This is a genomic window from Acidobacteriota bacterium, assembly GCA_026393755.1.
Lineage (GTDB): Bacteria > Acidobacteriota > Vicinamibacteria > Vicinamibacterales > JAKQTR01 > JBAXOX01.
Window position 1 is genome coordinate 1 of the sequence record JAPKZO010000035.1, and the last position, 14,271, is coordinate 14,271.

Sequence of the window (14,271 nt, forward strand, 5' to 3'; positions counted from 1 at the left end):
ACACAGACTCCCATAAAGTCAAGCCCTTTCTTCCGAATGCGACAATAGCGCCGCCCGGGCCAGCTGCCCCGTCAGCGCACCGGCGTCGACCCCGCCTGCTGTTTCTCAGGGATCACTTACTATGGGTTCCGAAACGGCTGCGCCTGTCTGCGCTGTTTCTTTGCAGTTCCCGTGCCAGCTGGCCATCTCAATTTCCGGCGTGATCCGGGCTCATTCGGCTGATATCGCCTCGCGGCCACTGTCATCTGTCACCGATCATGAGCTCGCATCAGGCGCTGGACAACGCATTCTGCCTGGCGCTTGCCTCAGAGCGTCGCAATCGATCGAATCGTACCCAACCCGGCTCGGGTCGAAGGGTAGAATGGTCCGCTGGGACATGGTTGATCAGGATGTCTTCATGCGGGCGGCGCTCGAGGAAGCCAGGAGGGGCTTCGATGCCGGAGAGGTGCCAATCGGGGCGGTTGTCACGCTTGGCGACCAGATCATCGGGCGCGGTTTCAACCAGCCCATCGGCCGGATCGATCCGACGGCCCATGCCGAGATCATCGCGCTGCGGGACGCCGCAGCCACCACGGGCAATTACCGCCTGATCGACACAACGCTCTACGTCACCATTGAGCCGTGCCTGATGTGCGTGGGCGCCATCGTGCATGCGCGCGTCGGGACGCTCGTGTTCGGAGCGGCCGAGCCGAAGGCCGGCGCCGTGGTGTCGACGATGCGGGCGCACGAGCACCCGGCGCTCAATCACCGACTGACCGTGATTGATGGCGTGCTCGAGGCCGACTGCCGCGCGATCATCCAGGCGTTCTTCAAGCTCCGCCGCCACAAGGTATAATACTGGGTCGTTCTCAATCGGAGAGGTACCGAAGTGGTCGTAACGGGGGCGCCTCGAAAGCGTCTTGTCGCGTAAGCGGCACGGGGGTTCGAATCCCCCCCTCTCCGCCATCCTTAAACTACTGTAAATAAAGCATTTATAATTCCTGCGCAGGGCCGCGTACTCAATACGTACCCTTCGGCTATACTCTCCTTGTGCTCAATCTCTATCGCCGCCACCTGATCGAGTGCCCATACCGCTCCAGAAGATACCGCCGCTGCCAGTGTCCGATTTGGATCAGTGGGAGTCTCCGCGGCGAGAAGATCCGGCGGTCGCTGGACCTGACTTCTTGGGAAGCGGCCTCGGACCTGGTCGCGGGATGGACCGCCGCGGGCGAAATCGGCATGGTGAAGGTGGAGGCGCCGCCGATCGCCGAAGCCGTGGACAAGTTCCTCGCCGATGCGAGAGCTCGGCATCTCGGTTGGGAATCGATTCGGAAATACGAGAGCTTCCTGCAACGCCGCCTTCTGGCGTGGTGCGACACGCGCGGACTGCGTCTCTTGAAGCGACTCGATATCGACAACGTCCGCGCATTCCGAAACACCTGGAAGGACGGTCCCGTTTACGCATCGAAGAACCTCGAACGCCTCCGCGCCTTCCTTCGCTTCTGCCGTGACAGTCGTTGGATCAACGATAATCCTGCGCTCGCCCTCAAACTGCCGAAGGTGGCGGATGTTCCCACACTGCCGTTTACCGCAGGCGAGATGAAGAAGATCTTGGGGGCCTGTGGCAAGTACCGCGGCGACAAGGACCGCATGCGGGCCTTTGTGCTCACGATGCGCTACTCAGGACTACGAATCGGTGACACGGCGACGCTCAAGAGAGACCGATTACAGGCGAACAAGATTCTGCTCTACCAGGCGAAGACGGGAACACCAGTCTACGTGCCCATCCCAAAGCTCGTGGTCGATGCGCTGGAAAAGCTGAAGAATGGCAGTGAATATTTCTTCTGGCAGACAGGACGGGGCACGGTTCGTACCATCACGTCGAACTGGGAGCGGTACCTGTCCAGTGTTTTCGATCTGAGCGGGGTGCCCGGCGCTCATTCTCATCGCTTCCGCGACACGTTCGCCGTGGAACTGCTTCTCGCCGGTGTCCCGATTGAGCAGGTCTCGATGCTCCTTGGCCATAGTTCCATGAGGATTACCGAGCGGCACTACGCCCCATGGGTCAAGGCGCGACAACACCAGCTTGAAGTTGCGGTGCGAAAGGCGTGGCGATCGGCGGCATCTTCCGCGTGATTGCCCTGCCAGCCATACAGCCGTAACGCGTCGGCCATGGCCGCGCCTGGCCCACCTTCCGATAGCGCCGCAGACGGCGTCTATGAGTGTGGCCAAGAGACGCGCCAACCGACTCGCGTCGACACTTGCGCAAGCGGGAAGTCCCCGCTTTCTCAAGCATCGCCGCGGACGGAGCCGTCTTGGAATCATCTGAAAGGCCACAGATTTCTTGAAGACCAGCTACCTCTCTTTACTGAAGCGGCGAATGAACACGATCAGCGTCGAGTACGGGATCAAGAGGGTGCGATACGTCCGCCGCCCAGGCTTGGCATTGCAGATCTCCAGGACTTGCCCGTGCTTGCCGTTCCGGAACAGGCTCCGAACCAGATCGTCACTGATGCACAGGATGCGCGTGACCTCGCGGATTGTGTAGTAGGGATAGCGGACAAAGCCGGTCGGTTCTCGGAAATCCAGAAGCGGCCGAGCAGAGCGCTCTGGGCGCGCTCGGCCGATCAGGTCGCGATCGACTCGCTCAGTGCACTGCGCGGGATCAGTCGTCACAATCGGCATGGGACACTGCGTCCGGAGATTACCAGTCTAGGGTGATGGCCTGTGGGAGCTTGTGCAAAACGTTCCACTGTCGGACGTTTTGCAAAGAACTTGTGGGAGCCGACAGCCGGATTGTTCGTCGGCTTCCACAGTTCTGGCAGCTTCCACAGGCCGTTGATGCTCGTGGTCGTGAGCCGTCAGCACGGAGCCGCCGCGATCGATCAACGTCACCGTGCGGTACCGATCCCGCTCCACGCCACGGCCTGCGATCGGTAGCAACGACGATGGCCCTCCGATCGGGTCCGGCGCGACCGATCAGTGCCACCGTGCGGTACCAATCCCGCTCTTCATCGCAGGCCGGGCCACGAATTTTGTGTTGCCCTTCAGCAAGCAGAAGATCCGGACGTCCAGCCGGACGTTGGCGGCTTCGCGAGCGTGCTTGTGTTGCCATGCGATGACCGGCATGGTGATGTCCTTCTTGCTTGCAGAAAACCCGGATGCCGCGGCGGACCAGTTCGTGGATTGGGCAAGCAGAATCTGACGCCTGACGGGTGGGGCGAGGGAGGGAGCGACCCCCGAAAGAGAGCCGGCCCGTGGCGCAGCCCGGGCGGATCAGGCCGCCCAACAGGGGGGTCGCTCCCTCCCTCGCCCCCATCCTGGCGTCGGTCGGAGCCACGGCGGCAGACGAACGCCGCCTCCCTGGAAACACGTGGCGGAATGGGACTTGCGACGACGGGGCGCTCTGCCGACCGGGCCGGATGGATAGACATCCAGGTAGAAGGGTGGATCCAGGATCGCTGTCTAGGCCGATGTCTATCTCCATCTCCGCGTCGAACGACGTGGTGGCGTGCGGGCCGCCGCTCACCCAACCCGATCGCGAGGTCTGCGGAAGGTGATCAGTGGCGTGCCTGCGAGGTCTCATCGGGTGTCGGCTCCTGCCCAGAACATCAGGCAAGAACCGTGACAGGTACGCCTGCCGACGCCGGTTCGGCATGCCCAAGCACCGTGAAACCCGAACAATTCACGGCCGAAGTATGCGTGGGCCAACGCTCCGGAGCTACGCAACGCCAGCGTTCACGCCGGCGGAGATCACGGATTCTTTACGTTCTGGAACAGTCCGAACGGAAAGATCCTTTCAAGGAGAGGAGACCTAGCGCCTCGGGTACGAATGCCGGGTTGACGAGGATTGCGCGGCGTCAATTACTATTGCCGGCGGCAGATCTAATTGTCGCCGCGCAAGGATCAGCCCGCGCAGGACCGCCGACGGGTGGCACGGGCGTCGATGGCCCATTAGTGCGGAGACTAGTTTACGCACGAAGGCTACTGCCAGAAAGGTGCCAGCATCTGCGGCGCCGGCCAGCGGCTCCAGGTGGGTGCACTATGCCGATCTATAGATTCTCAAGAGCTGCAAGCAGCCGTTCGGCAAACGCATCAGCAGTAGTCTTGACCCAGTTGGGCTTGAAAAGGCCAAGCCAGCCAACGACGAGAGCTGCAGCAACGACCGCCGAAGCAACTGGCACGGGCCTTATGGAATCGTCGGTAGCGACGTCACGATAGAGGAGTAGGCCGATTGCTGCAGCAGCCAAGAAGGCAAGCGTCAGCCCAAGCGGTTTCATCCCCCAGAAGTTCCGACGGAATCCATAGTCGCAGTTAGCTTCGAACACAAGCGGAAAGGCATCCCGAGATCTGGTCTTCTCGAGCAAGTAGACCGTGCAGGCGTCGTAGACGGCGTCCGCCGCTTTCGGATTAGCCATCTCCTCGTCTCGAGATGGCATGTGAACATTCGGCAGGACGAGGGCCAGCTTTCGGTGCCGGTGTTCGACCATTACGGGGTTGGCAGAATCGTTGTGACGCAGGAGCCGTGCCGTCGGTCTTCCACCCCATTTGGCGAAGAGTTCCGGCTCCTTCGCCTTCCCCCGGTCGCGCGCCACCTGTGCAATCAGAGCCGTTCCACCTGACCATACGATGAAACTCCACAAAGCGCCGGCAACAAGCGCGTCGGTCGGAAACCAAGCCAAGACAGCTAGTGCAACGGGCAGGGCCACCAATAACGCTGGCTGCAGCCGCGCTCGTCTGACGTATGGGTCTAGCAGTGAATTGGTTTTCATGAGTGATTCGTTCGTGAACGTGAACCGGACAGCAAGGCACGCAGGGTCTGTACCAGCCAGTCCCAGGAGCGGCTCGTAGCTCGTCGTGTCAAGTAAGAAGCCGAAGGCGTTCCCCAGAAGTCGTCACGCCTGAAGAGGTACGCAGCGGGAGTCGGGTTGGCCGGCGTGTGGCCGACGATCACCAGCAGTGCTTGGGCGATCGGCGGATCGAAAGACGACACGAGACGTGCCATGCCCTCCAGATCGATACTGCTCGGCTCTGGTGGAGCGCCAGGGTGCGTGTGCCACATGCCAACAAAGTGGACTCCGTTCAGCGTCTCGGCTCTCCGTTTGGCGTCCGTTTCGTGGCAACCCTTCGTCCCGCACACGAATCCAGATCGGGTAGCCCGACTGTCCGGCGGGGGCTCCGTGGCGTCTGTGATCCATACAACGCGCGACGCGTCATCTCGCTCCCCCAACAGTAACCCGCCAGTCTCAACGCGCGGACCTCTCCTCCGACGACCTTCTTCTATGACGGAGAGGATGCTGGCCCAAGCATTGTCGCTGATGCGAACGTGGTAGCCCCGTAGGCCATCCTGCACGGTTCTCTCTGCCGTCCAAGTGAAGTGCGCGGCGACTCGCTCACTCGGTTCAGTGTCGAGGTCGTGACGGAGAATGAAGTGCGCGTGTGCCGGGTCCGTGGAGGACGCATCGCGGGCCACCAGATTCGTCATGGCTCCGGCGAGTTCCGCGAGATCGGCCGACGAACCGACGAATGTGGGGTCAGAGCAGCCGGGCTCCGGTTGAAACAGCCCCTTCGACTTCCCGGTGTCTGGCCAGAATTCTCGCCGAAAACGCAGGAGCGATTCGTCCGCACAGGCGGCCAACTTCGCCCGTCGAGTTACATCCAGAGGGCCACCCGAGTGCTGCCCGGCGCGCGCGACTACTGCGAGTGCCCGCTCGGCGGCGGGACCGACTACCAAGGAAGCGACAGCAGGTCGTTTATCGGACGCCGATGCCCATCGCCGCTCAAGCTTCTTGAGGACCGACTGTGAGCCAGTCGATTCGATGATGACATCAACGTCATCGTCCCAGCTCTCCGCCGACAGCAATCCAGTCACCAGGTCGTCCAGTTCCACCTCGACGTCAACTTCCCCGCGAATTCGTTTGAGTCGAAGAGCGAGCGACCCGGCCTTGCTCTTGCCAACGTCGGCATCGTCGAACTGCTGCCTGACCAGCAACCCCGGCGCGACAACTCCGCTGTCCCGCAACACTAGCCTGCGAACACCAGCCCGAACAAGATGCTCGGCGACGTGGCTGCCCAGAGCACCGCATCCCCACAATGCGACGGTCTTGTTCCGAAAGAACGCCATCGGTGAACTATGGTCCCGTCTCGTCACGATCTCTGGTCGGTCCTCTCGAACATTGCACCAACTCACCTTCACACGCTCGGCCCAGTCCCAAATAATGGCCTCAACTTCCGCCCCGATCTCTTGAAGCCGTTCATGTTGAGAGTACTTCTCGACGGCAAGACGGAGAGCCTTCGCCATCATCGGCTCGATGAACCAGACGCTCAAGTGCTGGCGTAGCTCGCCTCCACGAATGCCACGCATGGGCGCACCGATTACGACGTACAACGGCGCGTCTTCAGGGTTCCGAATCACAGCGACTTGCAGCGCGAAAAGAAGGCGACCGCGCTCCACGCCTAGTGCCTCGAGATGCGTGACCAGCTCCCTCACCGATCGCGGGAACTCCCAGGGCATCGTCGATGCCAATAGAACCGCTGCGCCGACCGGTGGCACCACTTCTTGCCCAAATGCTGGCAGCCAGCCGACGATATCGAGGCGGCGGTCGGATACGACCGACAGCCGTGCAAGACCATACCAATGATCAGCGCCTACGGCAGGCGCGTCCATCCTCGGGATTACTAGTTGGGGATGCGTCGGGTAGATTGCCGGCGGGTGAAGTGGCCCCCCCACTGGATCAAGCTGATTCGCGGCCCCCTGTGCCAACCACTCCTCGAGCCGAGTCAAAAAGCCGAAGAACCCGTCGGACGGATTCCATTCGACGCCAGGTGCCTGGTACAGGCAGAGGTGTCGGCTGAACTGCACGTGCGGAAAGCCCGCGAATCTCGAATGTCTCGTCTCGACGGTTGGGCGCTCGAACGGAAAATCTGGGGGAATGTCGATCAGAACTCGTTCGCGGTCGCGAAGCGGCAGACCGTCCTCTGCGCGGGCCAAGTGGCCGGTTCGGAGAGACAAATCGACACGTAATACGTTGGTGGTTGGCTCATCAGGCTTGAGTTCGACAACCTCCAGATCTCGGGCGCCGAACCTCGCGACCTCTCGCAATTGCTCGAGAGCCAGTTCCTGCCCTTCAGTCATGTCGTCGGCCGAAGCCCACTCTTTCTTTTGGGGGCTCCTGCGTGCCTCGAGCGACTGTAACAGCTGCGGCAATCGGTTTCTGGATGTCGGCGCTCTTGGCCGCTCCAGATTCGGGCAGGGACAGACCGTCCTTCGCGAACTGGAAGACTACTGGGACTGGTTTCCTGGTGTCTGGGTGTTCTTGTGTGCAGATAAAGGCATCCTTGACGATTTCTTCGTAGCGGGCCTTGGCCTTCCCGTGCGGTGGGTTGTCGCCATCCTCGTTGCTCGATGGAATTGGTTCTGAACTGGCCACGATGTAGCCGGGGCTCAACTCGGCTTTCTCCAGGTCATCGAGGAGCGCCTGCTTCAGCGATTCCTCCTTCTCGCCTTCATCCTGCCAGTACATGACCGATTTCGAGCAGTGATGGGCAGCCAGCATCACGTTCCATGCGAGGTCGACTGACTTGCTCCGTTTGAAGATGCGCCTGATGGTCGGATAGCGATGATCTCCGAGGAGCAACGCCGAGCATTCTGTCTTCCCGCTGCGCAGAACCACCTGGAGAGCGATGCTCGTGTCGTTACGTTCGCCATCCGAGTCGTCCTTGAAGGGCGCATGGACGAATGCACGAAACACATCTGCGCATTCCTCGCCGTCGAGTTCGGTGATCGTGTTACCGGGGACCGTCAAGTGTTTCAGGGGAAACCCCTTGTACTCGTCTTCTTGCAACAAATCGTCGTATCCGATGAGTTGTAGGCGATCGCCGGACGCGACCTGTCCATCAGCATCGATCATCTTCTTGACGCGCCGCTTCGCCTCCTTCTGAAACGCTTTGGCATCGTCGCAGAGGTCTGTCTTGAACTCGCGAAACACTCGGGGGGAGAACCACAGTTCACCGATCTGGGCACGCTTGAGGAGGTCAGTGAATCCCAGACAGTGGTCTTCGTCCGGATGGGTCAGCACAAACACCGAGAGATACGGCTTGTCGTTTCGACGTGGCAGATGTTCTACCAACGGATCGAGAATCGGTGCATGGGGGTCATCGTCATCTTCTGCGCAGGTCAAATGATGCAGATCCACCTGCATGTCGATGTCGTCCTTCACCACGATCGTGGTGCTGTCACCAGTTCCGACCGGCCAGAACACAAATCCCTTCGCCGGCATCTCGAAGTCGTCTTTGTTGTTAGTCATTTATTCCTCGATCAGATCTAGGATTTCCGACCCTTTCTTCAGCACACGATCTACCACGCCCAGCACGCGGAAGTCGTCTCCGACAACGATCGGCCGGTGGATGGGATTGGAACTCTCAGGTTTCAGGACGCCGTATCCATCCGCGGGAGAGAACCGTTTGACGGTTGCCTCGCCATCAATGAGGCCCACCACAATGTCGCGTGGCGCGGCCGTCGCCTGCTGACGGACCAGCACAAGGTCGCCGTTCTCGATCGTGTCCCGGCCGACCTTGGCGCGGTTCATGGAGTCGCCACGCACGCGCAGCAGAAAGAACCGGCTGCTTTCCGGCCGGAGAAACGATTTCGGCAGGCGGATCCAGCCCTCGAGGTTTTCCTCCGCTGCCATGAGCGGGCCGGCAGGCACTTGGCCCACCAGCGGCACGGCCTTGGTCTCGATGCCGGCGGGGGACGTCCTCAGTAGCCGGACGCCGCGGGCCCCGGAGCGCCGCTCGATGGCACCGTCCGCTTCCAGCCATTCCAAATAGCGCAGCACGGTCCGGGCCGAACCGACTTTGAGCCGTACGCGCAACTCTTCCACCGTGGGGGACATGCCGTGCTCTACCACCCAGCGCTGGATCGCGCCGAGGACCTGCTCTGTCGTGAATTGACGTTTGCGTCCCATAATTGTGTTAGGATTCTGTCACATACATGTCCCTTATTTTACGCCGCCACGGGGGAATGTCAACATCTTGACGGTGTCCTGGCGGGAAGCGGGCTCGGAGCCGTATGCTATAGTCACGAACTTCCGAACCTCAGATCACTGAGAGCAGGCGGACACGTGAGTCTGGAACAGCACTTCGACGCGGCGTTCGCCACCGCGTTGGCGCTCAAAGAGAAGCAGATCCAACAGAACTACCGACCGATCATCGGTATCCACAAGTGGTTTGCGCGGCGCCCTGGCACGATCTTCCGCAACCTCCTCCTCGCCGAATTCAACGGACGCGAGCCCCTCGACACGAGCTATTGGCGGACACACCAACTGCAGGGCGTGATCGCCGATCCCTTCATGGGCGGTGGTACACCGGTTGTCGAAGCGAATCGCCTGGGCTTCAGCGTGATCGGCGCGGATGTGAATCCGATGGCGCACTGGATCGTGCGCCAGTCGCTGTCGCCGCTTGACCTCGAGGCCTTCGAGGCCGCCGCTGCGATTGTGGTCGTTGACACGGAGCGGCAACTGGCAGACCTCTACCGCACGCGGTGCCTCGATTGCGGTAAGAGCGCGGACGTCAAGTACTTCCTTTGGGTAAAGACGGAGAGTTGCCCTGCTTGCGGAACGGCGAACGATCTCTTCCCGGGCTACCTGCTCGCGGAGGCAGAACGTCATCCTCGGCACGTCGTCGTCTGCGCCGAATGTGGGGCGTTGAACGAGTACGACGAGCAACCAACCCAGAAGCGCCCTGCCCGGTGTAGCTCCTGCCGGGCGTCGGTCTCGGTGGAGGGGCCAGCGCAGCGCCAGCAGATCGAATGTCGGCAATGCGGCCAAGGGTACAGGTATCCTCAGCCTCGACTGCTGTCGCAGCCTCCTGCCCACCGCCTCTGGGCACTGGAGTATTTCTGCGAGCGGTGCAAGCCCAACCACCAGGGCCGCTTCTTCAAGGCACCCGATCCGCGCGATTTGGCTCGGGTACGGAAGGCGTCCAAGCTGCTGGCCGCTAGCCCTTCGCTCACCATTCCGACCGATGCCATCCCGAACGGGGATGAGACGGCGCGGCTGCACCGCTGGGGCTATCGCTTCTACCGCGACATGTTCAACGCGCGGCAACTGCTAGGCTTGGGAACGCTATTGGATCGGGTTCGGCAAGTGCCGGACGCGTCCGTGAGACACGCCCTCCTCACGGTCTTCTCCGATTGCTTGCGCTACCAGAACATGCTTTGCCGTTACGACACGTACGCCTTGAAGTGCCAGGACATTTTTAGCGTGCATGGCTTCCCCGTCGGCTTGGTGCAATGCGAGAACAACTTGCTGGGAATTCCCGCCGTCGGATCCGGCTCCTTCCGCCACTTCGTTGAGAAGTACCTTCGCGCGAAGCGATATTGCACGACGCCGTTCGAGACACGGCAGAACGGCGGCCGGAAGGAAACCGTACGGATCGAGGGTGAGCGAATCGGCGCTGATCTGGTCGACCAACCGCCTGCGCCCGATCGCCGGGAAGCCTGGTTGGTCGCCGGACCGGCGACGCAGCCGGTGCTCGCCCCCAATTCGCTCGATGGGGTATTCACGGATCCGCCCTACTTCGACAACGTCCAGTACGCAGAACTGATGGACTTCTGCTATGTCTGGCTCCGGCTCGGCCTGCAAGATGACTTCGCCGCGTTCCGGAAGACCACGACCCGGACGTCCGAGGAGTTGACGGGCAACACGACTCTGGGCCGAGGGCTCGATCACTTTACCGTCGGGCTCTCCGCGGTTTTCCGCCACTACGCGGCTGCGCTGAAACCCGGCGCCCCGTTTGTGTTCACCTATCACCACAACGTGCCAGCTGTCTACGCCCCGCTTGTCGTCGCCATCCTCGACGCCGGCCTCGACTGCACGGCCACGCTCCCCGCCGCCGCCGAGATGAGCGCCTCATTGCATATCGCCGGCACCGGCTCGTCCGTGCTGGACTCGGTCTTCGTGTGCCGGGATAACGGCAGCCGCCGCTCAAGCGCCAACGTGGCAGTATGCTTGGCCCATGATCTCGAACTGCTCCAACCGGAGATGCCACGTCTCAGTGAAGGTGACTTGCGGTGCCTAGCCGCCGGCCATCTGGCGAGGGTCGCGGTGAATCGCCTCCACCCGGTTTGGAATCCGGACGCTCCACTCGTCGAACGGCTCGCCCGGGCCCGAGAGACCCTTCTCTTGCTCACGCGCGATCAGAGCATCGAACATCACATTCTGCGGTTGGTTGGCCAACTCGCGACATCCCAGCCCCACGGAAAAGAGGCCCGGATTGCCAAGGCCGTTTGAGCTCAACCCCGATGAACTCCTGAGCCACCTCGACGAATTGGTCGATGCAACGTTTGCCGACCTGCAATCGCAGTTCCTTGTCCTGCCACGAGGACCGCACTTCGTCGAATATCGCGACTTCCAGGCGGCGTACGAGACGCTGAAGCAGCAGACGAACGCGTTCGACACGTTCACTGTCGAGACAATATGGGCGGCCTTACGAGTCGATGCCGTGGCATTCCTGGTGCTCCGGACCATGCTTGGGCTCTCTTCACCGGAGTGGGCGGACCTCGCCCGCACCGAACGCGACGTAGCCGTGCCCCAGGGAGCGGTTCGCGATCTGGACGTCCGGTGTCGGCATGAACGTGACTATTTCGCGTGTCTGGCCCGCCCGCGAAATAATCTCGCGTTGACTCGCGCGGAAGCCCTGGTATCTGTCGCCGTCGACTACGTCGGGCGCGGCGCCCCAGCAGGGGCGGCCGACACGGTTCATCGCCTCGCGAAGATGGACACGATGGAGGGTTTGATTTCCCTGCGCCACGCGGCGATGGAGCACGTGCCGTATGCGGTGCTCTTGTACGAGCGCTACCTCGGCCGACCGTTTGCGAGCCATCGAGACTCAGTGTCTGAATTGGTCGGCGACGTGATGGAGAGCGCTATCGAAGAACGGTTGCACCGCGCGAAGATCACCACTCGGAAGACCAAACGCGCGGAGCGGATCCCTGGGTTCGAACAAACGCCGGACTTCCTAATCCCTACCGAGTTCGATCCGACCGTCGTGATTGAAGCGAAGATCACCGGGGACGACGGCACGGCTCGCGATAAGGTGACACGGATCGAAAAGCTCGCCACCATTCGAGACGAACGAATCCGGGCCGGTCAACCGGGCTTCGAGGTTGTGGCCTGCATCGACGGACGAGGTTTTGGCGTGCGTCGTGAAGATATGCGCCGCATGCTAATGAAGACTCAGGGCAAAGTGTTCACGCTCGCGACCTTGGACCAGTTGATTCAACACACACGGCTCAAGGAGTTCCTACCGATCCCGTAATAGCGCTATCGAGCTACCCGTTGATCGGCCATAGGATGAGCGGGAGACCGGCGAGCTGCTTCTGGCGCTGACCGATCTGGTCCGGGCTTCAGTCGGGATTCTGCGCAACGTGGCTGGTCGATTTGAGTTCGGAGGCTTTCAGGATCGCTCTCAGCGATTGTCGTGAGTGGTGAACGGGCTTCCGTCGCGCACAGCGTGCTCCTGAGGCAGGAACTGCCAACTTCGCAACCCCTACGAATGGCAGAAACTGCGCACGGCACAGAGCACAGTCCTTGAAACCGGCGCAGTAATTATCATCCCTGCTTGGCCCACATTTCGCATGCCTGTGCTGGAATGAACGACGAGCTAGACGCGACATGTGCCACCACCGGGCACGTTTCGGCGGATCGCAGTCAGGAGCGGCAGCCGCTGAGCGGTGTGCTGGTGTTGAGACGCCGAGAGACCGACCAGGAGGACCATACGGGAATGTACCTGGTCGATGAACGTCGGGGCACGCGATTCAAGTTGTCGGGGCGAGCGGTCGAGCAGCTCCAAAGCGCGGTCGAGGCCCGGCGCACAATATTGAGAGAATGTTGGACGGATACGCCCAGGGGCCGACGCGAACGTTGGCTGGCGTCTCTCGCGCTCCGACGCGTTCTTGCGTTCTTGAATGGCTTGTGAACGACGATAGGGTGTGAATCGTACCGGGAATCTGGGAGAGCGAGTTATGTGAGTCAGGCCACCTTGGCGTGCTCATAATAGCGCGCCTCGTATTCCGCCGGCGGTACGCCCTGGACTGGATTCGTGGTGCGCGGCGTCAATTACTTGTCGGCAGCTAATTGTCGCCGCTCACGTGGGCCTGAAGCGCCGATTCTCGCGTACTCGATACGTACTCGTCCGGTGGTATTTGAGCGGTTTGAGCCGTTCTAGCGGTTCTGGCGGATCCGGGCTAAGTCGTTTATGTCGTTATATTTCAATGAGTTGCGGCAATTGCGGCGAGAGTTCGAATCCCCCCCTCTCCGCCAGCCTTCGCTCGCCCTCGGCTTGCCATCCACCTTGAGCGAGCTTCGGCTGGGCAAGCCCAGGACAGGCGAAGGCTGTCCCGCCAAAGCGCAACGGCGCGAAGGCGGACAAATCCCCCCTCCGCGCCGCGTCGCTGCCGGAGGTACGCCTCATTGTTCGCACGGTGCGGAAGTCACCCTGTCTGCGTCTCTCAGTCATTTGGATCCAAGTGCCGACTGCGGATAGGCTGTAGCCATGCAATCGCCGGTTCTCAACCGCGAGCAGGCACTTGAACGGCTAGCGGCATGCGAGCGGGAGATTCGCGCCTTGGGCGTGGCCAGGCTCGCGCTGTTTGGATCCGTCCTGCGGGGCCAGACTCACGCTCAAAGCGACGTGGATCTCCTGGTCCAGTTCGCACCGGGGGCGAAATCGTACAACCGGTTTCTGGCCCTTGCCGAACTCCTTGAGGCGCATCTGGGGCGGCCCGTCGAGCTTGTGACAACCGAGGCGCTCTCCCCGTTTCTCGGCCCTCGAATCTTGACGGAAGCGCAAGATGTCCTTCGAGCCGCTTGATTATCTTCGGCACATTCTCGTCGAAGCCGAATACCTGATCGACCGGAGCGCAAACTTGTCATTCGAGGCCTTCGTGGTCGACGAGACTCTGCGTCGGGCGTTTGTTCGGAGTCTTGAGATCTTCGGCGAGGCCGCGAAGAAGGTTCCGGAGGACTTTCGGGCGACGCACCCAACAGTTGAGTGGCGCGCCATGGCCGGTATGCGGGACAGACTGATTCACGACTACTTCGGCGTCGACTTCGAATTGGTATGGGACGTGGTTCAGACGCGCGTCCCCGAATTGCGGAACCAGTTAGCATCCATCCTCAAGGCCTAACCACGGGCTGGAGTCGACAGCGCGAATGTGTTCCTGAGTGTTTGCACTGCGGTTCAGTGCTGATCGTTGGGCGAGATCAAGGACAACGACAAAGACGACGAACG

At 61.3% G+C, this 14,271-nt stretch carries 12 protein-coding genes and 1 tRNA gene; 7 read left to right on the forward strand and 6 right to left on the reverse strand.

Annotation, left to right across the window (positions count from 1 at the left end):
- Window positions 1-361 precede the first annotated feature (361 nt).
- From tadA to NTV05_15150, 3 genes are all read left to right on the forward strand, one after another.
- Window positions 362-835, forward strand: coding sequence for a tRNA adenosine(34) deaminase TadA (tadA, locus tag NTV05_15140; GenBank protein ID MCX6545735.1), 474 nt, complete (start codon window positions 362-364; stop codon window positions 833-835).
- A gap of 19 nt (window positions 836-854) precedes the next feature.
- Window positions 855-945, forward strand: a tRNA-Ser gene (locus tag NTV05_15145).
- A 273-nt stretch (window positions 946-1,218) separates the two neighbouring features.
- Window positions 1,219-2,115, forward strand: a complete 897-nt coding sequence (locus NTV05_15150) for a site-specific integrase (GenBank protein MCX6545736.1) — start codon at window positions 1,219-1,221, stop codon at window positions 2,113-2,115.
- 219 nt (window positions 2,116-2,334) lie between these two features.
- Here NTV05_15150 and NTV05_15155 read toward each other — a convergent pair whose 3' ends face one another.
- From NTV05_15155 to lexA, 6 genes are all read right to left on the reverse strand, one after another.
- Window positions 2,335-2,664, reverse strand: coding sequence for a hypothetical protein (locus tag NTV05_15155; protein MCX6545737.1), 330 nt, complete (start codon window positions 2,662-2,664; stop codon window positions 2,335-2,337).
- A 294-nt stretch (window positions 2,665-2,958) separates the two neighbouring features.
- Entirely contained in the window at window positions 2,959-3,108 is a 150-nt protein-coding gene (locus NTV05_15160; GenBank protein ID MCX6545738.1) for a hypothetical protein, read from the reverse strand.
- 923 nt (window positions 3,109-4,031) lie between these two features.
- Complete coding sequence (locus NTV05_15165) at window positions 4,032-4,751, reverse strand: hypothetical protein (protein ID MCX6545739.1); 720 nt, start codon at window positions 4,749-4,751, stop codon at window positions 4,032-4,034.
- Window positions 4,748-7,186, reverse strand: coding sequence for a Mov34/MPN/PAD-1 family protein (locus NTV05_15170; GenBank protein MCX6545740.1), 2,439 nt, complete (start codon window positions 7,184-7,186; stop codon window positions 4,748-4,750). Before NTV05_15170 ends, NTV05_15165 begins: the two co-directional genes overlap by 4 nt.
- On the reverse strand, window positions 7,107-8,285 hold the full coding sequence (locus NTV05_15175; GenBank protein MCX6545741.1) for a hypothetical protein: 1,179 nt from the start codon (window positions 8,283-8,285) through the stop codon (window positions 7,107-7,109). The genes NTV05_15170 and NTV05_15175 overlap by 80 nt, the downstream gene beginning before the upstream one ends.
- Window positions 8,286-8,945, reverse strand: a complete 660-nt coding sequence (lexA, locus tag NTV05_15180) for a transcriptional repressor LexA (GenBank protein MCX6545742.1) — start codon at window positions 8,943-8,945, stop codon at window positions 8,286-8,288.
- 156 nt (window positions 8,946-9,101) lie between these two features.
- Between lexA and NTV05_15185 the strand changes: the two genes are divergently transcribed.
- From NTV05_15185 to NTV05_15200, 4 genes are all read left to right on the forward strand, one after another.
- Window positions 9,102-11,270: a DNA methylase gene (locus tag NTV05_15185; GenBank protein ID MCX6545743.1), complete on the forward strand. Its 2,169-nt coding sequence runs from the start codon at window positions 9,102-9,104 to the stop codon at window positions 11,268-11,270.
- Window positions 11,254-12,297 (forward strand): hypothetical protein, encoded by a 1,044-nt coding sequence (locus tag NTV05_15190; protein ID MCX6545744.1) that lies wholly within the window; start codon window positions 11,254-11,256, stop codon window positions 12,295-12,297. Before NTV05_15185 ends, NTV05_15190 begins: the two co-directional genes overlap by 17 nt.
- A 1,236-nt stretch (window positions 12,298-13,533) precedes the next feature.
- Window positions 13,534-13,851 carry a nucleotidyltransferase family protein gene (locus NTV05_15195; GenBank protein MCX6545745.1) on the forward strand — a complete coding sequence of 106 codons (318 nt, stop codon included), beginning with the start codon at window positions 13,534-13,536 and terminating at the stop codon, window positions 13,849-13,851.
- On the forward strand, window positions 13,832-14,167 hold the full coding sequence (locus NTV05_15200) for a DUF86 domain-containing protein (protein MCX6545746.1): 336 nt from the start codon (window positions 13,832-13,834) through the stop codon (window positions 14,165-14,167). The genes NTV05_15195 and NTV05_15200 overlap by 20 nt, the downstream gene beginning before the upstream one ends.
- The last annotated feature ends 104 nt before the right edge of the window (window positions 14,168-14,271 follow it).

Bases quoted from the DNA above. Each gene is read 5' to 3' on its own strand.
- tadA (MCX6545735.1), top strand. From the start codon at position 362: ATGGTCCGCTGGGACATGGTTGATCAGGATGTCTTCATGCGGGCGGCG.
- NTV05_15150 (MCX6545736.1), top strand. From the start codon at position 1,219: ATGGTGAAGGTGGAGGCGCCGCCGATCGCCGAAGCCGTGGACAAGTTC.
- NTV05_15155 (MCX6545737.1), bottom strand. From the start codon at position 2,664: ATGCCGATTGTGACGACTGATCCCGCGCAGTGCACTGAGCGAGTCGAT.
- NTV05_15160 (MCX6545738.1), bottom strand. From the start codon at position 3,108: ATGCCGGTCATCGCATGGCAACACAAGCACGCTCGCGAAGCCGCCAAC.
- NTV05_15165 (MCX6545739.1), bottom strand. From the start codon at position 4,751: ATGAAAACCAATTCACTGCTAGACCCATACGTCAGACGAGCGCGGCTG.
- NTV05_15175 (MCX6545741.1), bottom strand. From the start codon at position 8,285: ATGACTAACAACAAAGACGACTTCGAGATGCCGGCGAAGGGATTTGTG.
- lexA (MCX6545742.1), bottom strand. From the start codon at position 8,945: ATGGGACGCAAACGTCAATTCACGACAGAGCAGGTCCTCGGCGCGATC.
- NTV05_15195 (MCX6545745.1), top strand. From the start codon at position 13,534: ATGCAATCGCCGGTTCTCAACCGCGAGCAGGCACTTGAACGGCTAGCG.
- NTV05_15200 (MCX6545746.1), top strand. From the start codon at position 13,832: ATGTCCTTCGAGCCGCTTGATTATCTTCGGCACATTCTCGTCGAAGCC.